The 21,814-nt window shown below is 71.4% G+C and carries 20 protein-coding genes and 1 tRNA gene; 13 read left to right on the plus strand and 8 right to left on the minus strand.

Going from position 1 to position 21,814, the window contains the following annotated elements:
* Positions 1-18: 18 nt before the first annotated feature.
* From FK267_RS13515 to FK267_RS00185, 3 genes are all read left to right on the plus strand, one after another.
* The gene (locus FK267_RS13515) at positions 19-2,856 is read left to right on the plus strand and encodes a hypothetical protein (protein ID WP_232622453.1); all 2,838 of its coding nucleotides are present in this window, start codon (positions 19-21) and stop codon (positions 2,854-2,856) included.
* Positions 2,857-2,917: 61 nt separating this feature from the next.
* The gene (locus FK267_RS00180; protein WP_141406231.1) at positions 2,918-3,640 is read left to right on the plus strand and encodes an AzlC family ABC transporter permease; all 723 of its coding nucleotides are present in this window, start codon (positions 2,918-2,920) and stop codon (positions 3,638-3,640) included.
* Positions 3,640-3,963, plus strand: coding sequence for an AzlD domain-containing protein (locus FK267_RS00185; protein ID WP_141405763.1), 324 nt, complete (start codon positions 3,640-3,642; stop codon positions 3,961-3,963). Before FK267_RS00180 ends, FK267_RS00185 begins: the two co-directional genes overlap by 1 nt.
* Here the strand turns inward: FK267_RS00185 and FK267_RS00190 are convergent.
* A complete protein-coding gene (locus FK267_RS00190; protein WP_141405764.1) occupies positions 3,944-4,738 on the minus strand; it encodes a TMEM175 family protein in 795 nt (264 codons plus the stop codon). The two genes, FK267_RS00185 and FK267_RS00190, sit on opposite strands and share 20 nt — an antisense overlap.
* Positions 4,739-5,008: 270 nt before the next feature.
* Between FK267_RS00190 and FK267_RS00195 the strand changes: the two genes are divergently transcribed.
* The gene (locus FK267_RS00195) at positions 5,009-5,917 is read left to right on the plus strand and encodes an alpha/beta fold hydrolase (RefSeq protein ID WP_141405765.1); all 909 of its coding nucleotides are present in this window, start codon (positions 5,009-5,011) and stop codon (positions 5,915-5,917) included.
* A gap of 113 nt (positions 5,918-6,030) precedes the next feature.
* On the opposite strand, the gene FK267_RS00200 is transcribed toward FK267_RS00195, so the two are convergent.
* From FK267_RS00200 to nth, 3 genes are all read right to left on the minus strand, one after another.
* Positions 6,031-7,419 carry an ABC transporter permease gene (locus tag FK267_RS00200; RefSeq protein WP_141405766.1) on the minus strand — a complete coding sequence of 463 codons (1,389 nt, stop codon included), beginning with the start codon at positions 7,417-7,419 and terminating at the stop codon, positions 6,031-6,033.
* A gap of 34 nt (positions 7,420-7,453) precedes the next feature.
* A complete protein-coding gene (locus tag FK267_RS00205; RefSeq protein WP_141405767.1) occupies positions 7,454-8,293 on the minus strand; it encodes an ABC transporter ATP-binding protein in 840 nt (279 codons plus the stop codon).
* A 206-nt stretch (positions 8,294-8,499) separates the two neighbouring features.
* Positions 8,500-9,249 carry an endonuclease III gene (gene nth / locus FK267_RS00210; protein ID WP_373693222.1) on the minus strand — a complete coding sequence of 250 codons (750 nt, stop codon included), beginning with the start codon at positions 9,247-9,249 and terminating at the stop codon, positions 8,500-8,502.
* A 311-nt stretch (positions 9,250-9,560) separates the two neighbouring features.
* Between nth and FK267_RS00215 the strand changes: the two genes are divergently transcribed.
* Positions 9,561-10,238, plus strand: a complete 678-nt coding sequence (locus FK267_RS00215) for a Crp/Fnr family transcriptional regulator (RefSeq protein ID WP_003787943.1) — start codon at positions 9,561-9,563, stop codon at positions 10,236-10,238.
* Positions 10,239-10,394: 156 nt separating this feature from the next.
* On the opposite strand, the gene sp36 is transcribed toward FK267_RS00215, so the two are convergent.
* Positions 10,395-10,586 (minus strand): Sp36 family protein, encoded by a 192-nt coding sequence (gene sp36, locus FK267_RS00220; protein WP_141405768.1) that lies wholly within the window; start codon positions 10,584-10,586, stop codon positions 10,395-10,397.
* Positions 10,587-10,643: 57 nt separating this feature from the next.
* On the minus strand, positions 10,644-10,979 hold the full coding sequence (locus FK267_RS00225; RefSeq protein WP_075249609.1) for a WhiB family transcriptional regulator: 336 nt from the start codon (positions 10,977-10,979) through the stop codon (positions 10,644-10,646).
* Between the two features lie 516 nt (positions 10,980-11,495).
* On the opposite strand from FK267_RS00225, the gene FK267_RS00230 reads away from it, so the two are divergent.
* Complete coding sequence (locus tag FK267_RS00230; RefSeq protein WP_141405769.1) at positions 11,496-13,571, plus strand: transglycosylase domain-containing protein; 2,076 nt, start codon at positions 11,496-11,498, stop codon at positions 13,569-13,571.
* 51 nt (positions 13,572-13,622) lie between these two features.
* Complete coding sequence (locus FK267_RS00235) at positions 13,623-14,609, plus strand: metallophosphoesterase (RefSeq protein WP_141405770.1); 987 nt, start codon at positions 13,623-13,625, stop codon at positions 14,607-14,609.
* A gap of 174 nt (positions 14,610-14,783) precedes the next feature.
* On the opposite strand, the gene FK267_RS00240 is transcribed toward FK267_RS00235, so the two are convergent.
* Both FK267_RS00240 and FK267_RS00245 read right to left on the minus strand, forming a co-directional pair.
* Entirely contained in the window at positions 14,784-15,680 is an 897-nt protein-coding gene (locus FK267_RS00240; protein WP_141405771.1) for an SDR family oxidoreductase, read from the minus strand.
* A 240-nt stretch (positions 15,681-15,920) separates the two neighbouring features.
* Positions 15,921-16,469, minus strand: a complete 549-nt coding sequence (locus tag FK267_RS00245) for an O-acetyl-ADP-ribose deacetylase (protein WP_141405772.1) — start codon at positions 16,467-16,469, stop codon at positions 15,921-15,923.
* A 291-nt stretch (positions 16,470-16,760) separates the two neighbouring features.
* Here FK267_RS00245 and FK267_RS00250 point away from each other — a divergent pair.
* The 6 genes from FK267_RS00250 to FK267_RS00275 all read left to right on the plus strand — a co-directional run bounded on the left by FK267_RS00250 (position 16,761) and on the right by FK267_RS00275 (position 21,780).
* Positions 16,761-16,837, plus strand: a tRNA-Pro gene (locus FK267_RS00250).
* Positions 16,838-16,849: 12 nt separating this feature from the next.
* Positions 16,850-17,062, plus strand: coding sequence for a hypothetical protein (locus tag FK267_RS00255; RefSeq protein ID WP_141405773.1), 213 nt, complete (start codon positions 16,850-16,852; stop codon positions 17,060-17,062).
* A gap of 215 nt (positions 17,063-17,277) precedes the next feature.
* Entirely contained in the window at positions 17,278-17,739 is a 462-nt protein-coding gene (locus tag FK267_RS00260) for a hypothetical protein (RefSeq protein WP_075379052.1), read from the plus strand.
* 149 nt (positions 17,740-17,888) lie between these two features.
* On the plus strand, positions 17,889-19,526 hold the full coding sequence (locus tag FK267_RS00265; protein WP_232622454.1) for a bifunctional phosphatase PAP2/diacylglycerol kinase family protein: 1,638 nt from the start codon (positions 17,889-17,891) through the stop codon (positions 19,524-19,526).
* Positions 19,527-19,717: 191 nt separating this feature from the next.
* The gene (locus FK267_RS00270; protein WP_141405774.1) at positions 19,718-21,028 is read left to right on the plus strand and encodes a Mur ligase family protein; all 1,311 of its coding nucleotides are present in this window, start codon (positions 19,718-19,720) and stop codon (positions 21,026-21,028) included.
* Entirely contained in the window at positions 21,025-21,780 is a 756-nt protein-coding gene (locus FK267_RS00275; RefSeq protein WP_141405775.1) for a type 1 glutamine amidotransferase, read from the plus strand. Before FK267_RS00270 ends, FK267_RS00275 begins: the two co-directional genes overlap by 4 nt.
* Positions 21,781-21,814: the final 34 nt, after the last annotated feature.

Consider the following 21,814-nt stretch of genomic DNA (forward strand, 5'->3'; position numbering starts at 1 on the left):
CATGCGTAAGGAGACCTCGTGAGCACCGACAACACAGACCGCACCGCGCCGCAGGCGCCCCTCACCTCCGACGACGCCGCCCCGTCCTCCCCAACGACGTCGACGCCCACCGCGCGGACACAGGCCACGGACCAGCGTTCAGGAGAGGCGACGGCCAACCCGACCGATCAGCCCGCCGCCTCGCCCTCCCTCGCGAGCTTCATCGGCAAGGCCAACCGGGTCTCCCAGTCCTCCTCCCCCGCGCCTCAGGCAACGGCCGCCCAGGCCAGCGCGGCCGCTGCGGCCGGTGCCGGCGCCGCCACCGACGACGCCGATACGGTCGATGCGGCCGATACGGTCGATGACGCAGCCCACGACGGGGCCGGCGAGAAGGGGGCCAAGGCCACTGACGACGGGGGCGACACCCTCAACCTCCGCGAGCAGGCATCCTTCCCCGCGGCCGGGAACCAGGCCGCCGCGGCCGCTGAGTCCGCTGAGACCACCAAGACCACTGCCGCGGGCGCTCAGGCAGCTCCAACGCCATCCAGGACCGTGACGCGCAGCAACGAGGCCGTCGCACCGGCGGTCAGGACCGCTGAGGCCGCCGGGATGCCGCCGTCGATTCCGCCGTCGTCGGAGCCCGGCGAGGTGGGCGACGAGGTGGGCAACGAACAGACACCGGTCGCCGTCGAGGCCACGACGACCACGGCTCCTGAGCCCGCCGCAGTCCTCACCGGTTCCACGGTCTCCGCCGGCTCGGCTGTTACTGCCCCGGAGGCGTCGTCGCCCGCCCCGGTGGACGATGTGGATGACGAGGCCGAGGCGCCGGCCCCGACGGTCAGCGCCGAGCCCCTCAGCCGGCCGGCCGACCGACCGACGACAGCAGCCGCCACCGCGCCTGCAACCACAGAGGCCGCGGTCGCGCAGGGACCCGCCTCCGTGACCGAGACCGCCGAGACCGCCACAGTGTCGGAGGGCCGCATCGAGGTTGAGGACTTCGAGGCGTTCGACGACGTCGAGGACATCGAGGACCCAGCCGAGGGCGACGACCTCGACGGCCAGGACGCGGACGACGACCGCACCCCCGAGACTCCGGCGATCCCCACCCCCGTGACCGGCTCCCCGGCCGTGAGGGCCGTACCCGTCTCGGTGGCCACCGGTGCGGCCCGATCCTCGAATGGGATCGCGGAGGCCACCCCGCCGACCCCCTCCACCGCAACCGGCACCGCGGATGCCGCCGTCAGCCTGGACGACACTGACAACACCGACGTCGACGACATCGATGACTTCGACGGCGAGCACGACGAGGAAACCGACAAGGCCGGCGAGACCGAGCAGGCATCCGGTGCCGACGAGGACTCCAAGGACAGTGCCGAGAAGCTTGCTGAGAACGTTGCCGAGGAGGCTGCGCAGCCGGCCGCCGCCTCGGAGCCCGCCTCGGATCCCTTCCCGACAGCCCCCACCGCGCAGCCCTGGAGGCCGGTCCCGCCGACCTCCGGCTCCCAGACGCCCACCGACACGACCGCAGCAGCCGACGCAGCCGCCGTCGAGGACGTCGATAACACTGATGACGGCTTCGCGCCCATCGAGGCCCCCGCCGTCTCGGCGGCCTTCGCGGCTCCCGCCGCGCCGTCGGCGACCGTGACGACACCGGCCGCCCCGTCAGCGGACTCGCCGGAGCCCGCCTCATCGAGCCGGCCCGGGGCCGAGCCGCAGGAGCCGGCGTCAGCGCCGTCAGCGACCTCGGCGCCATCGGTGCTCGCATCGACGTCACCGGCCGAGCCGGAGGCGGCAGCGCCGGTGAACGCCGCGGCGGACAACCGCCCCTCGGCCCCGTCCTGGCCGGCGACCCCCGCGGCTCAACTGGCCCGGACGGGCTCTGCCGCCAGCGCCCCCTCGGCGCGTTCCACCGGGTCGGCGCCCTCCGCTCGCCCCGCCTTCTCCTCCGGTACCCCGGCCCCCACCGCCTCGACGGAAGGGATGGGCGCGGGGCTGGGAGCAGCCCCCCGGGCCGCCGCCTCCCCGTACATCGAGCACTCCAGTGACCGCCCTGAGGTGCCTGCCAGCGCACCGGCCCCTACCCCGGTGCAGGCGGCGCCGCAGCCCGAACGAGCCCCCTCTACCCAGCCTGCCCCCGCCGCCACGAGCCCCCGGGACTACCGCCCGACCCCGGCAGCCTCGCCGTCGGCCCCCTCCCCGCAGCAGACGCCCGACTGGTTCGCAGCCGCCCCCACCGGGCGGGGCCTGTCCGCGAGCGCCGACGCCGGTCAGAGTGACGACCCGGAGGAGCGCGGCCGTTCGCGTGCCCGGCAGGCTGCCATGGCCATGACCGGTGCCGAGGAGGAGGACGACGCGATCCTCCTCAAGGGCGCCAGCGCACTGAACGCCCCGAGCTCGCGAGTCGAGACCCACTGGGCCGGGGTGCTCGTCGCCATCGTCCTGTTCCCTCTGGCCTGGTTCCTCGTGCACGACGGTGCCGCCACCCTGACCGGCGGCAACCCCTCGGCCTGGCCCTCGGCCGCCTCCCCGATGGGCGCGCTGGAGATCCTGGGCGGGACCGCGGCCTGCGCCGCCGCCCTGTTCATGATCTCGCGCTCCTCGCTGGGGGCCTTCGTCGTCGGCGCCCTCAGCACAGTCATCGGCCTGCCCTTCATCCTCATGCCGGGGGTCACCAAGTCGATCCTGGGGCCCACGGTCAATCGGCTTCAGGCCCACTCCGACCTGGGCAAGGCCCTGTCCACCTACGTCATGGACGACGGCCTCTCGGGCCGCTTCATCCTGATGGGCGTGCTCACGATCATGGTCGCCGTCGTCGGCCACGTGGCTCGCCGGTCCGGGCAGCGCACGCAGGACGAGGGCCGCGGCCCGCGTGACTGATCCCGACACCACCCCGACGCCTTCCGGGGCCGAAGAGGCAGGAGCGCCGTCGGCTCGGCGGATGCAGACCCTCGCCGATGCGGCCCGGGACGCAGTGCCCATCGTCGTCGGATACGTGACGCTGGGGCTGGCGGCCGGGATGCTGCTGGTCGCCGAGGGCCTGGCCTGGTGGTGGGCGCCGGTGTGGAGCCTGGTCATCTACTCCGGGACCATGCAGATGCTGCTGGTGCCGCTGGCCGGTGGTGGCGAGCCGCTGGCGGCCATCGCCCTGTCCACCGGTTTCGTCTCGGGCCGGCACGTCTTCTACGGGCTGGGCTTCCCCCTGGAGCGGGTGCGTGGCAGGGCGCTCACGCGCCTCTACGCCGTCCACGCGATCACCGACGAGGTCTACGCGCTGCTGGCGGCACGCGACCGGCGGGCCATGAGTGGGCGCTACCTGGTGGGCGTGGAGGCGATCAGCCACGCCTCCTGGGTGTCGGGCACGACCGTCGGGGCACTGGCCGGCACGGCGCTGGCCTCCGTGGTGGGTGAGCGCATCGAGCTGCTCGGCTTCGTGCTCACGTCCCTGTTCGTGGTCCTGGCCATTGAGAACTGGCGCAATCACCCCGATATCGGGGTGCTGTGCGTGGGGCTGGTGGCCGGCGGGATCGGCCTGGCCATCGGTGGTTCGGCGGCACTGCTGACCGCGCTGGTGATCCTCGCCGTCGGCCTGGTGGGGCTGTACGCCTGGCGCGGCCGCCGCCCCGGGGCAAGCGCGCCGGAGCCCGGGCGGAGGGACAGCTGATGCTCACCAACTCGCAGATCGCAGTCGCCGTCGTGGTCGTCGCCGTCATGACCTTCGTGTGCCGGATCGTGCCTTTCGTGCTGCTGCGCGGGCGTCAGGACAGCGCGGTGCTGGCCTTCCTGTCCCGGGCGATGCCGCTGGGGGTCATGATCGTCCTGGTGGCCTACACGCTGGGCGGGGTGGGTCTGTCGCCGTCGACCTGGCTGCCGGCCGCCGCCGGGATCGGGGCGACGGCGGGCCTGCACCTGTGGCGGCGCTCCATCGGGCTGTCACTCATCGGCGGCACCGGCGTGTACGTCACCCTCAGCCTCCTGCTGGGCTGACCCGCCGCGGCCGGTGGCCGACCATGTAGAAGACGATGAGGGCCACGTAGGTGACCACGCTCAGCCAGGCGCTGACCATCCCCAGCAGCGCGGCCAGTGAGTAGAGCCATGGCCCCATCGCGAAGCGCCGGGTCATGGAGCGCACCTCCGCCTCGGAGACCCCTGCTCGCAGGCGGCCGCGATCCCGGATGGAGGCCCGCCACAGGGCGTTGAAGAACAACCCACCGACCACCATGACCATCCCGTAGAAGACGGCGCCCGTGCGCTCGTCGTGGCCGGACTCCAGGGACCGGGTGAGGACCGAGGTGGCGAAGGGCAGGAAGGCGACGTCGAGCAGGAGGAAGAGGTTGCAGATGAGCATCCACTGGTCGACGCTGCGCACCCGCACGAAGATGGCGTGATGGTTGAGCCAGACCTGTCCCACCAGGAGGAAGCTGAGGACGAAGCCCAGGTAGCTGGGCCACAGGGAGGTCAGGGAGTGCAGGAGGCTCCCGCCGCCGTCGGGCAGCTTGATCTCCAGGCTCAGCAGGGTGATCGCGATGGCGATGACCCCGTCGCTGAAGGCCTCCAGGCGTCCGGGTGAGACGGGCGCCGTTTCCTCCTCCCCTTGTGCGCCGCCGGCCGCAGCGGCCGCCCCCTCCTTGGGTGCCGGGTCAGTAACCGGGTCTGTGGCCCCGACATCCGCATGTGCACACCCGCAGGAGTCAGTGCGGGCACCCTCGGCGAGGTCATCGGCAGAACCATCAGCCGAGTCATGGTGGCTCTGGGCAGTCATGCCTTCTCCTTCCCTCCGCGGACAGGGACATTCTGCGCCGACGGGGACACACCTGCACCCGCGGGGACATTCCAGTACCACCGGGGACTATCGACGCCGCCGGGGACCGAATTCCAGTCCCCCAACGCGCGTCTTGTCCCCGGCCGGGACGACACGCACCCAGCCGCGCAGAATGTCCCCGGCGGGCGCCCCTGAGGCGGTGCAGGACGACGTGGGCGGTGCCGGGCGGCCCCGTCGCCGGTACGGGGCGCCGACCAGTAGGCTGCGGGCGTGCCTGTTGACGTCAATCGCCCCGGCCCCTGGACCCACCGCAACCTCACCGCCCGCGGCACTCGTTTCCATGTCGCGCTGGCGGGCCCCGAGGCCCCGGCCGGAGCCGGCCCCCTCACCCTCCTGGTGCACGGCTTCCCCGAGTGCTGGTGGACCTGGCGTCACGTCATCCCCGCCCTGGCACAGGCCGGGCACCGCGTGGCGGCCCTCGACCTGCGTGGCTTCGGCGGCTCGGACCGGCCGCCGTCGGGCTACGACCTGGTGACGCTCGCCCAGGACCTGGCCGCCGTGGTCCGCTCCCTGGGGCACGAGCGCGCCGTGGTCGTCGGCGCGGGGCTCGGCGGTCAAATCGCCTGGGCGCTGCCGCACCTGGCCCCGGACCTGACGACGGCGATCGTCCCGGTCGGCGCCCCCCACCCGCTCGCGCTGCGCTCGCTGCGGACCCGGGCCCTGTCCGGGCCGGCGCTGCAGTACGCGAGCCTGCGGATCCCGGGCCTGGCCGAGCGCCGCCTGCGCAGCCGCAGCGCCCTGGAGGGCCTGCTGCGTTCCTGGGCCGGGCCGCACACGCGCGAGGCACTGGCCGAGGAGGCCCCCTACTACGCCGAGCTCCTGTCCCGACCCGGCGCCGCCCGCAGCGCCCTGGAGCCGCTGCGCAACCTCGTGCTGTCCCGGGCGGAGACGGCGGCCCTGGACAAGCCGGTGGCGGTGCCCGTCCTGTCGGTGCAGGGCGAGCTCGACCCGGTCCAGCCCGCCCAGGCCTACGCGCGCGACACCCACCACGTGGCCGGCAACCTGCGTCAGGTAACAGTCCACCGCTCCGGCCACTTCCCCCAGGAGGAGACCTCTGCGGGGTTCGTCCGGGCCCTGCTGCCCTTCCTGGCCGACGTCGCCCCGCCCGCCTCCGCCTGAGGCCGCAAGCCGGGCACTTATCGCGCAGCCCCGTTGTTCTTCGGTAGGTCTGCACATGAAGTGCCCGGCTCGGCGGGTGCAGCACGGTCAACCCGGCGCCGGCTCACACCGTCTCACACCGGCTGGCGCAGGTTGTCCATGAGGGAGCGCCGGTCGAGCTGGGCGGGCAGCCAGGTGGTCGCCACCGCGAGCGCCAGCGAGATCCCGCTGACGAGGGCCAGCAGCCCCACCGGAACCGAGGCGACCAGGACCGCCATCCCGCCCCCGGAGTACAGCGCGGCGTAGACGGCGCTGAAGGCGGTGGCCGCCAGCCCGAAGAGGATGCCGGTGACGGCGTAGATGACACCCTCCAGCGCCGTGGAGGCCAGAACCGTGCGGGTGCGCGCCCCGATAACCCCCAGCAGCGCCCCCTCCTGGCGTCGGGCCCGCCCCACCATGGCGATATTGGCGATCCCGCCGACGCCGGAAATGAAGAAGGTTGGAACCCCGACGGAGAGGAACCCGCTGACCGAGCCCTCCGCACCGGTCGCCTGGCCGGCCCCGACGGCGGCGTAGACGGTGCCGGTCAGGGCCACGGCGATGGCGAAGGGGACGATCGTCGTCATCGACAGGGAGGCGCGGTGGCGGGCGTTGGCGCGGGCGGCGAACCAGGCGGGGCTGCGGCCCGGGATGAGGGCGGTCCACCAGGTCAGCAGTGGCCGCAGCGTCCAGTTGGGCACGCTCAGGGCAGCGATCGCGGCGAGGAGCCCCATGGAGGCGCCGGCCATCGCGCGATCCCCCGGGTCATTGAGGTTCATACCGGACGTGGCCATCTCCGCCCTCTCCGCGTCACTCATGGGTAGAGAGCTCTCGAAGGGGGTCATGACCAGCCCCAGGAGCATGATGCCGACGACCACCCACTGCCACCACCGGGTCCGGGTCTGCGGAGCCGTGGCCTCCCGCAGCGCCTGCATCTCGGGGACCGACGCCGCCCGCCGGGCCGGCCCCATCGCGCCCAGGACGCAGAACAGCATCGTCACGGCGATGGTCAACGGCACCCCGAAGCCCGGCATGATGATGGGCAGATTCTGAGGAAACACGTCGAACTCCCGCCAGGTGAGCAGGTAGACGCGGACCAGCGGCAGGCTGACCACCGCCCCCATGACGCCTCCGAGCAGCCCGATCACCCCGACCTGCGCCAGGATGATGCGGCGGATGCGGCTACCGGGGATGCCCAGGACCTTCCACAGCGCGTGGGAGCGCTGCTGGGCCGAGACGGTCAGGCCCAGCGTCGTGGACAGGATGACGGCGGTGGCCAGCCCCGCGTAGGAGACAAGGCTGGAGCCGATGATGTGGGCGGCGTTGATGAGCTCGGCCGAGCCCTGGGCCTGGGCCCAGCTCAGAGCGCTGTACCAGGCGGTGATGATGACGCCGATGATGGCGCCGCCGACCGTGGCGACGAGCAGCGACCACAGCCACTGGCGGGCGTGGTGGCGCAGGTCGTTCCAGATGAGTGTGACCATGATCCTCTCCGATCCTCTCCTGCTCCTGTCCCGGTCAGGCGGCGCGCGCGGCTCGCGCCGAGTGGACGAGCTCGGCGATCTGGCGGGCGTCACGGCAGTCGGTCCACTGCACCAGGTGCCCCTGACTCATGACGGCGACCGCGTCAGCTCTGGCGGCGGCCTCGACGTCGTGGGTCACCATGACCACGGTGGTGCCCTGCTCGGTGAGCCGGCGCAGCCAGTCCAGGACGAGGGCGGCGGAGTCCAGATCGAGGGCGCCGGTGGGCTCGTCGGCGAAGACGATCCGGGGGCGGCTGGCCATGACGCGGGCGATGGCCACGCGCTGGCGCTCCCCTCCGGAGAGCTGGTGGGGCTTGAGGCCGGCGCGGTGAGCGAGCCCGACGGCGTCAAGGGCCTCCCGGGTCTGGGCGCCGTTCAGGGGACGCCCGGCCAGCCGCGAGGGCATGGAGACGTTGTCGGCGGCGCTCAGGGAGGCGATGAGGTTGTACTCCTGGAAGACGAAGCCGACGTGGCGGGCGCGGAACCGGGCCCGCTCGGCGGCCCGCATCCCGGAGGTGAGGGCGCCGAGCATGGTCACCTGTCCGCTGGTGGGCTCATCGAGGCCGGCCATGCAGTGCAGCAGCGTGGACTTGCCCGACCCGGAGGCCCCGACGACGGCGGTGAAGCTGCCCTCGGGCAGGTCGGCGTCGACATGGTCCAGGGCGGTGACGCGGGCGTCCTGGCGTCCGGGGACCTCGTAGACGCGGGTTAGGCCGCGCAGCCGGATGGCGACCGGCGACGTCGGGCCCGGCCCGGCAGGCGGAGTGGCGGACGGCAGGGATGAGGCGGGGGCGGCGGTCGGGTCGGAGGGGGCCAGGGGCGAGTGAGCCGTCATGACTCCAGCCTGACGGCGCCGGCCCTCCCAGCCCATCCGGCCATCTGGCGAATCGAAGGTGGGGCTAGCCCGACACCGGTCCCGGACACCTCCACCTGACGTCCCCGAGAAGCGCATTCTTCGCGTATCCCTGCAGAAACGGTAGGACGACGCAGCGTCCGCCCGGCTCGGCGTCAGCTCGGCGCAGGCCTACACGGGCTCGGCCCTCAGACCCCCACCTGCGGGCACAGCCCGGCCTCGAGCAGCGTGCACTGGCCGCAGCGGGGCGAGCGGGCCGAGCACACCTGGCGCCCGTGCTCGATGAGCCGGTGGCAGCCGTCGGTCCAGCGCCACGGCTCCCACAGGGCCGCGATGTCCTTCTCCACGCGCAGCGGGTCCTTCGACGTCGTCCACCCCAGGCGGCGCGAGAGCCTGCCCACGTGGGTGTCCACGGTGATGGCGGGCCGGCCGAAGGCGTTGCCGAGCACGACATTGGCGGTCTTGCGCCCCACTCCCGGCAGGGCCACGAGCTCCTCGCGGCTGCGCGGGACCCGCCCCTCGAAGCGCTCGGTGAGTGCCTGACCGATGCCGAGCAGGTGGCCGGCCTTGGCGCGCTGGAAGCCGAGCGGCCGCAGGATCGCCTCGAGGTCCTCGCGCCGGGCGGCTCCCAGGGCGGCGGGGTCGGGGTAGTGCTCGAAGAGCTCGGGGGTGACGGTGTTGACGCGCGCGTCGGTGGTCTGGGCCGACAGGACGGTGGCCACGAGCAACTGGAAGGGGCCGTCGTGGTCCAGGGCGCAGGCGGCGTCGGGGTAGAGGGTCATGAGCTCGTCGTCGACGGCGCCCGCACGCCGGGCCGTCTCGGTCGTCAGCGCCGTCTCGGCAACCTCGGGGGCAGCCCCGGCCGCCCCCGCCACCTCGGCCTCAGCAGTCTCGCTACTCACTGCCCTGCGCACTGTGTCCTCTCTCCGCGATCTCATCGGCGGCACCACCAACACCACCCGCGCCCCAGCACCACCCGCGCCGGAGGGTTCCTCCTGCGAGCCCCGGTCCGCCTCTGAGCGGGTCGTCCTCCGCAAACCGCCATTGCAGTCGATCCCGCCGCCTGCCCGCAACCTCACGGATGGGACCGTGTCGCACGACGCACCCGATGTTGCTCACTTCCCTTTGACCTGCAACACACGGGGGCTACAATGCTCGACGGCGTGCCACAGGTCACAAGCCGTGGCAGGATAGACCCGAGGGCTCCCGCATGCGGGATGCCAGCCCCCTAACCACCAGGAGGATCTCCGTGGAAGACAGCATTATCTCCAGGATCCCGCTCTTCGAGGGCCTGAGCCCGGAGGAGCAGGAGGAACTGCGCGCCATGATGACGCAGACGACTCTGCGCCGTGGCGAGACCCTCTTCAACGAGGGCGACTCAGGCGACCGCCTCTACATTCTCCTCTCCGGGAAGGTGAAGCTCGGCCACGCCAGCGCCGACGGCCGAGAGAACCTGCTCGCGGTGCTCGGCCCCGGCGAGATCGTCGGCGAGCTGACCCTGTTCGACCCGGGCCCGCGCTCCACCACCGCCACCGCCGTGGCCCCCACCGAGCTCCTGACGCTGGACCACAACCAGCTCATGACCTTCGTGGAGTCCCACCCGCAGCTGGCCAAGGACATGCTGCGCGCCCTGGCCCAGCGCCTGCGCCGCACGAACACCGCGCTGGCGGACCTCGTCTTCTCCGACGTGCCCGGCCGCGTGGCCAAGGCCCTGCTGGACCTGGCCGACCGCTTCGGCTCACCCACCGACGACGGCGTCCACGTCCCCCACGACCTCACCCAGGAGGAGCTCGCCCAGCTGGTGGGCGCCTCGCGCGAGACGGTCAACAAGTCGCTGGCCGAGTTCGTCTCCCGCGGCTGGATCCGCCTGGAGGGCCGGGCCGTCACGCTGCTCGACGTCGACCGCCTGCGCCGTCGCGCCCGCTGAGGTCCCGTCTCGGGTCGCGAGCCCTCAGCGCAGCGCACCGGAGAAGCCGCCGGGCGCTGACACCCACATCAACCGCAGAGACGACGCCGCGCCTGCAGCCGGAAGGTACCGACCGCAGGCGCGGCGTCGTGCGTGCCGGCCTCGCCGGGCGGCCCGTCAGGACCGGGGGCGCTTGAGGTAGGCGATGAGGTTGTCCGTGCCGGAGGGGCCGGGCACGACCTGGATGAGCTCCCAGCCGTCAGCACCCCACTGGTCGAGGATCTGCTTGGTGGCATGGGTGATGAGGGGGACGGTGACGTACTCCCAGGTGGTGGGCGCAGCGGATACGGGCTCAGAAGATGCAGTCATGGGTCTCAGCCTAGAGCCCGCCGCCAGGCGCCGGAAGCCGGCAACGCGGGACGGCCCTCAGGAGGCGCAGCGCACCCGGGCCAGGATGCGAGGGGCACGGCGGGCGTGGATCTCGGCGACGAGCTCGTCATCCTCGCGCTCGAGCCACAGGCCCCAGTCGTCCACCTCGGGGAAGCGCCGCAGCAGCGCCCGCCTCTCCCGCTCGGTCAGCCCGCCCCAGACGCCGAAGCTGGACTCGGAGTTGAGCGCCTCGGCCAGGCACTCCATACGAACCGGACATGCGAAGCACAGCGATCTTGCGTCGCGCTGCTCAGCGCCCTTGCCGAAGAGCTGGTCAGGCTCGACGGCGGCGCAGGCCGCTTGGGCCGCCCAGGTCTGATCGTCTTGAATCATGCTCACTCCCGATCCATTCAACGGCCGACGCCGTTGTCGGTCACGTCACAGCCGTTACCGTATGGCAATCGAGCGTCTCTCTCCAAATCCTCCCCCCGAGACCTGGCCAATCCGATGCCCGCAGATCCCCGACAGCGCAGCGAGGATCAGCTCTCACAAGGAGAGTTCTCTGATAGCGAGCCAATTGTCGGACGTCGAACCCGTCGCACCCCAAGCCTTTCCTACGGCCGGGGATTCCGGTTCTCACGGACGACAGGCCGCGCTCGAGCCGCGACTCGCCTCAAGGGGTCGTGACATTGCCGTGACTCTCACCTGAATATTTCTTAAGAACTACCTGAGCGCCAGAACCGTCTCGCCATGTGGTCGGTCCGCCCCGCCGCCGGGTGCCCGCCACGCCGTCGAATCACCCCGCAGTCCCTCAGGCGGAAGGCGCCGAGCCGGCCTCCAAGGGTCTTCCCAGCCCGAAGAGGGTCTACGCCACTGCATCCTTCAAGCGATTCCACGTAGGCTGGCGCCATGGCGAAATCCTCTGCGCGCGGGCGCTCACTGACACCACCCCAGGTCGTCTCGATGCTCGTGGTCTTCCTGACTCTCTCGTGCGTCGGCGGCGTCCTGTCAGCGGGCTTCGCTGCCCCCTTCGTGGGCGCCACGGCAGCGCTGACCAAGGCTTCCGCCGAGCTCTTTGAGGAGCTCCCCAGCGACTTCAACGTCCAGCCGCCCAGCCAGATCTCCACCCTCCTGGCGGCCGACGGCACTGAGATCACCAAGTTCTACGCGGAGAACCGCATCGTGGTGCCTCTGAACTCGATCTCGGTCAACATGCAGAACGCCATCGTCGCCGTCGAGGACCAGCGCTTCTACCAGCACCAGGGCGTCGACCCCACCGGCATGGTGCGGGCCCTGGTGTCCAACAACGCCGGCGGCTCGCGTCAGGGCGCCTCCACGCTGACCCAGCAGTACGTGCGCAACACCCTCATCGAGACCGGTCTGAAGAACGACGACCACAAGCTCATCCGGGACGCCACCGAGAGCACCGTGGCCCGCAAACTGCGGGAGATGAAGTTCGCCCTCAGCCTGGAGCAGAAGTACTCCAAGCAGCAGATCCTCGAGGGCTACCTCAACATCGCCGCCTTCAGTCCCTCCACCTACGGGGTCGAGGCCTCCTCGCTGCACTACTTCAATAAGCACGCCAAGGATCTGACGGTGGCCGAGGCCGCCCTGCTGGCCGGAACCACCAACGCACCCAGCGCCTACGACCCCAAGTCCCAGCCGGAACTGGCCAAGAACCGTAGGGACTGGGTGCTGGCCAAGATGCTGGAAGAGAAGTTCATTACCAAGCAGCAGTACAACGAGGCCGTCAACTCCGAGATCAAGCTCGATATTCAGGACTCGCCCGCGGGCTGTGGGGCTGCGGGCAGCTACGCCTACTTCTGCACCTATGTGGTCAATGAGATCCTCGGCTCGGAGAACTTCGGACCTAATGTCGCCGCCCGCCGTCAGCTCCTGACGCGCGGTGGCCTGAAGATCACCACCACCTTGAACCTCGAGCGTCAGAGTGCCGCCGACTCCGTCATTCAGGCCAGAACTCCGATCGGGGGCTCCGACGGAGCCAACTCCACCATCGTCTCGATCGAGCCCGGCACAGGACGAATCCAGGCGCTGGCTCAGAACACCAATTACGAGGACTCCCAGCTCGTCTTCGCTGCGGACGCCAAGCACGGTGGAATCGAGCTCCCCGACGGAAACGTCGGCTTCCAGCCGGGGTCGACCTTCAAGGCAATCATCCTGGCCGAATGGCTCAAAACCGGCCACACGCCCTACCAGATGCTGAACGCGTCCGCGCCGAAGAACTACGGGCCCAATACGTTCACAGTTTCCTGCGATCCCGACCGTGCGGCCGGTCCCTGGCTCGTCAACAACGTCGCCGGAACCAACGCCGGCATGATGACCGTCAGAGAAGCCACGAAGCAGTCCATCAACACGGGCTTCACCGAGATGCTCAGGGACCTCGATGTCTGTGAGGTCACGAAGCTCGCCGCCTCCATGGGCATCACCAAGGCGGACGGGAGCCAGCTGGATCCTGATCCCTCCATCGCCCTGGGAAGCACACCCGTCCCACCGCTCAGCATGGCCAACGCCTACGCAACCTTCGCCTCCGGCGGCAAGTACTGCAAGCCCATCGCCATCGACCAGATCCTGGACGCCAGCGGCACCTCGATGGCCGTACCCAGCGCTGACTGCACCCAAGCCATGGACCAGGGTGCCGCGGACGAGACCGCAAAAACGCTCCGCGCCACATCCGAACCAGGAGGTACCGCTAAGGACGCCGTCTTCGGTCGACCGATCGCGGGCAAGACCGGAACCACGGATGAGGCTGAGAACACCTGGTTCGTGGGATTCACCCCGCAGCTGTCCACCGCGGTCTGGATCGGTGACGCCACGGAGAGCGGCAGGAGCCTTGTCGGCAGGACGATCGGAGGGGTGTACTTCCCGAAGATTTACGGTAGCGACCTGGCCGTGCCGATGTGGCGCGACTACATGTCCCAGGCCGTGGCGAACGATCCTGCCCTGCCCATTCCCTCCCACGGGTGAGCGACTCTCCCCGCGAGAACGACAACTGCACAGAACAGGACCCGACTCCCCATGACGCCCTGCCCTGCCGGCCGCGCCGCCCTGTCCGTCATCGGCACCACCGCTGCCCTGGGAGCGGCCACGCTGGCCTACAGCCTCATTGAGGCCAGGTGCCCCGTGCTGCGGCGCATCGACGTGCCGGTGCTCGCCGCCGACGAGGAGCCCCTCACGGTGCTGCACCTGGCCGACCTTCACCTGACGGGCCGCACCGAGGCGCGCGTCGCCTGGGTGCGGCAGCTGGCGCAGCTGCAGCCCGACGTCGTCGTCAACACCGGCGACAACCTCTCCCTGGCATCCGGGCTGGAGCCGCTACGGCGGGCACTCGAACCGCTGACGGGCCTGCCCGGGGCCTTCGTCATGGGCGACCATGACTACCGCTCCACCGTCTTCCGCCTGCCGACGCGCTACCTGCACCGGGACCCGCGCAAGGCTTCTAGCCGCGTGCGCGACGAGGACATCGAGGCCCTGCCCTGGGAGGAGGTCCGTGACCTGCAGGCCGCCGGCGGCTGGGTGGACCTGACCAACCGGCGCGGCTCGCTGACCGTGCGCGGGCGGCGCATCGAGCTGGTCGGCGTCGACGACCCGCACGCCAACCGCGATGTCCTGCCCGTCCCCGAGGCCGCCGACTCGGCGGAGTCGGCCACCTCCCTGCCGGCGATCCGCGACCACGAGGGCCGGGCTCTGCGGCTGGGGCTCACGCACGCCCCCTACCGGCGGGTCCTGGAAGCCATGTCGGCCGACGACGTCGACCTGGTCCTGGCCGGGCACACCCACGGCGGGCAGCTGTGCGTGCCCGGTGTGGGGGCGCTGGTGACCAACTGCGACCTCGACCCGGGGCGCGCCTCGGGGCTGTCGCAGTGGCCAGGCCGGCTCGGGGACCCGCGGGCCGCCGACCACATGTACCTGCACGTCTCCGCCGGACTCGGCACGAGCCCCTACACGCCCGTGCGCCTGGCCTGCCGGCCCGAGGCCACGCTGCTGCGCCTGCTGCCGGCCTGAGACGGCACACCCCGCCAACACTCCCCCCGCCAACACTTCGACAGAATCTTCAGAATCGACGCGGCTCCGGGTCGTTTCTGAAGATTCTGTCGAAGTGTGTGGGGGTCCGCAGGGTGCGCGCAGTGGGACGGGGCAGGCAGAGCGCACAGGTACGCCGGCGCCCGAGCGCGGCAGTCAGCGGCGCCAGCGGGCGAAGCCGCCCTCGGAGTTGATGACCTGCCCGGTGATCCAGCGGGCCTCGTCGGTGAGCAGCCAGGTGATAAGGCGGGCGGCGTCGTCGGGCTCGCCCCAGCGCCCCTGGGGGAACATGACGGCAGTCGCCTCGCAGTCCTCCTCGGTGACGTAGCCGGTGTCGACGGGGCCGGGGTTGACCGTGTTGACGGTGATGCCGACGTCGATGAGCTCCTCGGAGATCGTCGGGGTGAGGCCGGCGATGGCGGCCTTGGCGGCGGCGTAGGAGATCTCCCCGGGCAGGGGGCCCAAGCCCTGGCCCGAGGTGAGGAAGACGATCGACCCACGGCGGCGCGCGGAGCCGGACGGGGCGGGCGAGGCGAAGCCCTCCTGAGCGGCGAAGGCCTGCGCCAGGAGGATGGAGGCGCGGGCGTCGACGGCCCAGTGAGCGTCCAGGACGGCCTCGGTCATCTCGCTGGGCGACCCGTCGGGGCTGCTCATGGCCTGGTTGCACACGAGGGCGTCGAGGTGGCCGGCAGCGGCCGCGGCCTGCTCGACGACGCGGGCCGGCTCCCCGGGGGCGGCCAGGTCGGCGGGGATGTCGATGAGCCGGGCGGGGCCGACCAGGTGGGTGCGGATGGAGTCCATGACGGCGTCGATGTTGTCGGCTCCCCAGGGCTGGGAGGTGTCGTGCGGGCGGTAGTGGTGGGCGACGATGCTCGCCCCGTAGTCGGCGGCGCGGCAGGCGATGGCGTGGCCGATGCCGATGCGGCGGCTGACTCCCGTCACCAGAACGATGCGCCCCGCCAGGGGCAGCGGGTCGCGGCCGGCGGCGGCGCTGGGACCAGTGGGGCCGCCCGGAGCGGTGGAGGGGTGTCCGTGGTGAGCGTCGGTGGTCATAGGGCCAAGCGTAGAGAGGTCTGCCACATGTACGGGGACTTTTTCTTCCGGCCGGGGACATTCCACGCGGGCGGGTGCCTTCACCTCCGAGCGGGGACAGTCCGCGCGTATAGGGACGGGATTCCAGTCCCCCGACGCGCGAGATGCCCCCGGCCGCGATGGAATGTCCCCGACGGCGTCGAAAGTCCCCGTCGGTTTGAAGGACCGGGGAAGCGGGAAGACGCAGGCGGGTCGGCCGTCTCAGTCCTCGACACGCGCGAGCTCGCGGGCGAAGGCCTCGTAGTTGACTGGCGAGGACAGGACGAAGCGGATGAGCTCCAGGCGGCCGACGGCGTCGGGATCGGTTCGGGAGAGCTGTTCGACGGCGCGGGCCCGGGCCACGGCGATCTCAGCGACCCTGGCGACCGGCCATCCGTAGACACCAGCGGAGACGGCCGGCAGGGCGATGCTGGTGCAGCCGAGCTGGATGGCGAGCTCCAGGGAGCTGTCGAAGCAGGCGCGCAGGAGGGCGGGGTCGTCCTCGCCGGCGTGGCGGTTGGGGCCCACGGTGTGGATGACCCAGGCGGCGGGCAGGTCGAAGCCGGGTGTGGCCACGGCGCGGCCGACCGGCAGTCCGTCGGGCAGCTCGGTGTCGCGCACCTTCTGGCAGGCGTCGAGCAGGCGGGGGCCGGCTGCGCGGTGGATGGCGCCGTCAACTCCTCCTCCGCCCAGGAGGGTGCTGTTGGCGGCGTTGACGATGGCATCGACCTTCTCGGTGGTGATGTCGCCGACGACGGCCTCAATGCGCATGGGAGCTCCTTGTCTGCGGCGGGTGCTTGGAGGGTGATCTCAGGCTGCTCGGTCCTTCACCTTCTCGGCACCTTCTCGGGCGAGAGGGGCCCGCGGGCGACGGGATCCGGGGCGCTCAGAACGCTCCCGAAGCGCGGACCAGCAGGTGGACTGGTCGTGAGCAGCCTGGCACGGTGGGCGACCCGGGCCAACCGGGTTCCCACGGGGAGCGAACACCGACGTGACGGAGGACTCAGCCAATCCGATTTCCTCCCCGCGGTGGGGGGAGGCTATGCTGTCGCCTGCTGCACACGGGGTGTGGCGCAGTTTGGTAGCGCGCTTCGTTCGGGACGAAGAGGTCGTGGGTTCAAATCCCGCCACCCCGACCAAGGAGGAAACCCATGAGCTTGCTCATGAGGTTTCCGACGCGTAGGGGTCGAAAGGCCGAAGGCCTAAGCACCCCGACGACGAGGACGTCCGCGAGCTTGCTCGTGAGACGCCCGAGGAGGAAGGGGTCGACAGGCCGAAGGCCTGAGCACCCCGACGACGAGGACGTCCGCGAGCTTGCTCGTGAGACGCCCGAGGAGGAAGGGGTCGACAGGCCGAAGGCCTGAGCACCCCGACGATGAGAAGGCCTGCGAGTTCGCTCGCGGGCCTTCTGCCGTCCCGGGGCCGGCCCTTGCCCGACCATCGAACCTGCCCCACATCCCCCACATTGCGGGCGTTCGCTCACGCGGCCCCTCGCTTTGCGGTCACGCCCGCACTGGACAAGGCCGCCGGCCACACGGCCTACTCTGAGGCGGGGACACCACCGGGAAGGAGGCCACACATGCCGGATCCCAGCACCGAGCTCGAGGAGCTGCGTCGCAGGGTCGAGGAGCAGTCCCACCGAATCGATGAGCTCCAGGACGCCCTCCACACACTGTCGATCGCGGTCCAGTACCGGCAGGAGGAGCCCTACCTGGCCTTCCTGGCGGAGCACGGCATCGCCGGCCGACGGCGGATCGCCCTGATGACGGCTATCGCCGGAGTGCTATCACGGGCGCAGGGCGAGGTGCTTCCCGTCGGCCCTGGTGCTCGCGACGAGCTTCTGCCGGACTACCCCGCCCTGGCCAAGGCCTACCTGCCCGAACCGATCGACGACGACGAGGCCATCCGCATCGTCGGAGAGGTCCTGGGAAGTGAACGCCTCGGCGCCCAGGCACTCGAGGCCCACCGCGCCCGCGGCCTGGGTCGCGAGGGCCACCAGGCGCTCACCGGGCGTTCAGACACCCAAGGCCACCACACGTAGCCACGTTGCTCCAGACACCCGGGGCGCTCGACGTCGACACACTCACGCCGCCCACCCTCTCGCCGCCCACAGCCGGGACATATGCCGCCCACAGCCGCACCGGCTAGGCTGACTCCCGGATATTCACCCCGGGGAAAGGACGAGCGAGCGTGACCGAGCCTCCATGCGACTCCGCCGCCCCCGCTGCCCCCGCCGCCGCCTCCCCTTCCCCCCGAGCCCCCCGGCGCCTGAAGTACGTCGAGGCCGTCCTGTGCATCGGCTTCGCCCTGGCCTTCCTCGTGTGGACCTACTTGAGCGCCCCGGGACCGCTCGCCCCCGGCGCCACGCACCGCTCCCCCGCCATCGACGCCCTCCTGCCGACCCCCGACGCCCAGCTGCGGTCGGCCGCCGGCCAGCTCGCCGAGGCCTTCGCGACCCTCACCCACCCCTTCCTCATCCTCGGGCTCATCGTGGCCGGGGTCGCCTACGCCTACACGGCCCGCATGCGCCGCCTGAGCGTCTCGCTGGCCATCGCCGCCGCCGGCATCCCCACGCAGTACCTCATTGCCCTGTACCTGGCCCGCCCCGCCCCGGGCTCCACCTTCTCCGACTCCATCGCCGCCTTCGAGTACTCCTACCCCAACGCGCACATCACGGCGATGACCCTGGCCTCCTGGGTCCTGGTGACCCTCGCGCGCGCCCACCACCGCAGCACCATGGTCGCCGCCGGCACCGTCCTGGGCTACGCGGCCGTCGCCGTGACCGCCGTCAGCCAGTGGTACATGGGCCTGGCTGCGCTCAGCGACCTCGTCGGCGGCTTCCTCCTGGGTGCCGCCTTCGCGAACCTGGCCCTGCGGGTCGGCGGCATCGACGCGATCCTCACCAGCTGGGTCAATCGTCGCCTGTCGCGCGCCAGCAGCGAGAAGCGTGCCGCCGTCATCTACAACCCCACCAAGTTCGACGACCTCTCGCTCCTGCGCCGTCGGGTCGCCGCCGAGGTGCGCGCCGCCGGCTGGCTGCCCACCGTCTGGCTGGAGACCACCCCCGATGACCCCGGCCGCTCCATGGCCCGTCGCGCCCTGGAGGCCGGCGTCGACCTGGTCATGGTGGCCGGCGGCGACGGCACCGTGCGCGCCGTCTCCTCCGAGCTGGCCGGCACCGAGATGCCGATGGCTCTCATCCCCGCCGGCACCGGCAACCTGCTGGCCCGTAACCTGTCCGTCCCCTTGGACACCGACGCCGCGATCCGCCTGGCCCTGCACGGCCGCCTCCAGGCCATCGACATGGTCACCTGCGCCTTCGACGACGGCCAGGAGCGCTTCGTCGTCATGGCCGGTATGGGCCTGGACGCCCAGATCATGGAGTCCACCGACCTGGGCCTGAAGAAGGTCATCCGCTCGGGCGCCTACGCGGTGGCCGCCGTCCAGAACGCGGTCCCCGACCCCTTCACCGCCACCATCACCCTCGACGACGCTCCCCCGGTGCGCCGCCAGATGGTCATGGCCCTCATGGGCAACGTCGGCACCATCACCGGCGGCATGACGCTCTTCCCGCGGGCCACCCCCTCCGACGGCCTGGTCGACCTGCTCCTGGCCAGCCCCGGCAAGGTCGTGGACTGGGCCCGCCTGGGGGCGCAGATCCTCACCGGCCAGGAGATGGAGGGCTTCACCCTCACCCGCGCCCGGAAGGTTCTCATCGAGGCCGACCGTCCCGTCCCCTTCGAGCTCGACGGCGACACGGTCGGCTCCACCCGCACCCTGTGCGCCGAGGTCGAGGACGGCGCCCTGCACGTCGTCGTCCCTCAGTAAGTCGCCCCGAGAGCACCCCCGGCCCTCGCGAACCGGGCCGGCCACGTGAGCATCGTGACGCATCCGTGACCGGCCCCGCTGCCCTAGACTGACGCCCAGTTGTTCCCCGTATGGGTGACTACAGCCCCCATCCGGGCACCCGCGCCCCGATCACATCGTCGGCGCGCCCCTCTTCAGCCAGCAGGAGTTCCATGCGTTCTCGTCTTACGGTCGCCCTCGGCCGCACAGCGCGCCTGGCCGCCCGCGTGCGCGGCGGCGGCAGCGGCGGCACCGCCTTCCCCGGCCTGGTCATGGAGCGCACCGACCCCGGTTTCCTGGAGCGCACCCTCGGCCGCCTGCCCCGCGGCGTCATCGTGGTCTCGGGCACCAACGGCAAGACCACGACCACCAAGATGGTCGTCCAGCTCCTGCGCGAGCAGGGCCTGAAGGTCTTCACCAACCGGACCGGCTCGAACTTCGTGCGCGGCGTGCTCGCCTCCCTGCTCACCGAGGTCGACGCCGCCGGCAACCTGGACGCCGACATCGCCGTCCTCGAGCTCGACGAGGCCCACGCCGTGCACTTCGTGGCCCGGGTCCGCCCGCGCGCCTGCCTCCTGCTCAACGTCATGCGCGACCAGCTCGACCGCTTCGGCGAGATCGACTACACCGCCTCCCTGCTGCACTCGATCGCCCAGGCCACCAGCGACGTCGTCGTCCTCAACGGCGACGATCCGCGCCTGGCCGCCCCCGCCTTCCTGGAAGGTGTCAGCGCCCGCGTCGTCTCCTTCGGTGCCGGGGAGGACCTGCGCTCCCTGTTCCTGTCCGACGACGACCTGCGCACCGGCCTGGTCAGCCCCCGTCAGGCCGGCCAGGCCCCCGGACCGCGAGTCACCCTGGAGGCCATTGACGGCCAGCGCGCCACCGTGCGCGTGGACGGGGTCTCCCACGAGGTCAGCTTCGCCATCCCCGGCGTCCACAATCTGCTCAACGCCTGCGCCGCCCTCGGGGTGGTGCTGGAGGTGCTGGGCGAGGACGCCGACCTGCCCGGACTGCTGACCACCCTGGGCACTGTGCAGGCCGCCTTCGGCCGCGGCGAGGTCCTGACCCTGGACGGCCGCCCCGTCCAGCTGTCCCTGGTCAAGAACCCGGCCGGCTTCCGTATGGGACTGCTCTCGGCGGCCTCACAGGCGCAGGACGGCGAGGTCGTGGTCGTGGCCATCAACGACGAGTACGCCGACGGCCGGGACATGTCCTGGCTGTGGGACGTGGACTTCTCGGCCCTGCGCGCCGGCGGGGTCGCCGTCGTCACCGGGGTGCGGGCCTGGGACATGGCCCTGCGGCTGCACTACGACGAGGTCGAGGTCGCCGAGGTCGAGCCCGACCTGCGCCGGGCCGTGGCCCTCATGCGCCGGGTGGCCGCCGACACCGACCGCCCCATGCGGATCTTCACCACCTATACCGCAATGCTGGCCCTGCGCTCGATCCTGGGCGAGATGACGGACGTTGAGGAGGTCATGTCATGACCGCGCGCTACGAGCACACCACTGACGGCCCCGCCCGCGGGCACCTGCGCCTGCTCCAGCTCTACCCGCGGGACATGAACATCTACGGCGACTGGGGCAACACGCTCGTGCTGGCGCGGCGCGCCCAGTGGCAGGGCTACGACGTTGAGCTGCTCTCCTACGACCCGGGCGACGAGCTGCCCGGCGACATCGACATCCTCGTGGGCGGCGGCGGCCAGGACTCCGGTCAGGACCGCATCAAGGAGGACCTGGTCAAGGTCGGCCCCACCCTCAAGGCGTGGGCGGCCGACGGCGTCCCGATGCTGGCGATCTGCGGCCTCTACCAGCTCTTCGGGCACGGCTTCACCACCGCCAAGGGCCAGGAGATCCCCGGTATCAGCCTCATGGACGCCCACACGGTGGCCGGAGACACCCGCCTCATCGGCAACATCACCCTGGACACCGAGGACTTCGGCGCGGTGGTCGGCTACGAGAACCACTCCGGCCTGACCACCCTGGGGTCGGGCGCCCGCCCCTTCGGCACCGTGAAGATGGGCGACGGCAACAACGGCAAGGACTCCACCGAGGGCGGGCGCGTCCACCACGTCATCGGCACCTACCTGCACGGCTCCCTGCTGCCCAAGAACCCGACCGTGGCCGACTGGCTGCTGGCCCGCGCCGCCGAGCACGCCGGCGCCACCTGGGAGCCCGAGCCGCTCGACGACTCCTGGGCCGAGCGCGCCCGAGCCGTGGCCATGAACCGACCCCGCTGAGCACTCAGCACCGAGGTGTGACGACGGGCCTGTG

The sequence above is a fragment of the Actinomyces oris genome (genome assembly GCF_006546825.1).
Classification (GTDB): Bacteria; Actinomycetota; Actinomycetes; order Actinomycetales; family Actinomycetaceae; genus Actinomyces; species Actinomyces oris.